This is a genomic window from Neobacillus cucumis (genome assembly GCF_023715505.1).
Genome location: NZ_JAMBOH010000100.1, coordinates 1 through 496 on the forward strand (window position 1 = coordinate 1; position 496 = coordinate 496).

2 protein-coding genes are annotated in these 496 nt (G+C 59.5%); both read left to right on the plus strand.

Annotated elements, in window-relative coordinates; all coding sequences use genetic code 11:
- Window positions 1–349 (plus strand): SDR family oxidoreductase (locus tag M3226_RS31575; protein WP_251573419.1); only part of this gene is annotated, 349 nt, incomplete at its 5' end.
- Window positions 350–379: 30 nt separating this feature from the next.
- Window positions 380–496 (plus strand): NAD-binding protein (locus tag M3226_RS32925; protein ID WP_374110714.1); only part of this gene is annotated, 117 nt, incomplete at its 3' end.

Here is a 496-nt window from a genome sequence, read left to right on the forward strand (position 1 = left end):
GCGTTGGCTCTATCCGGTTTCCAAGGCGGCAATTTTGCAGCTGACGCGCAGTATGGCGATGGACCTCGCGCCAGACCGCATTCGTGTGAACGCGGTGTCCCCGGGCTGGATCTGGTGCAGGTTGATGGACGAAATGAGCGGTGGCAATCGAGCGGGTATCGACGAACTCGCCACACCGTTCCATCTGTTGGGACGGGTTGGTGATCCGGACGAAGTTGCGCAGGTGGTGCTGTTTCTGTGCTCCGACAATGCCAGTTTCGTCACCGGCGCCGACTACGCCGTGGACGGGGGGTATTCGGCGATGGGCCCCGAACAGAATGTCCCGCCATACGGCAAGCAGGCCGGCTAAAAATTAACGATATCCTCCAGGAGATATATCATGAGTCAACGTATCGCCATCGTTGGAGCCGGGCAGTCCGGGCTGCAAATGGCCCTCGCTCTGCAGTCCAAGGGCTACCAAGTGACCTTGGTCACCAACCGCACACCCGATCAGATC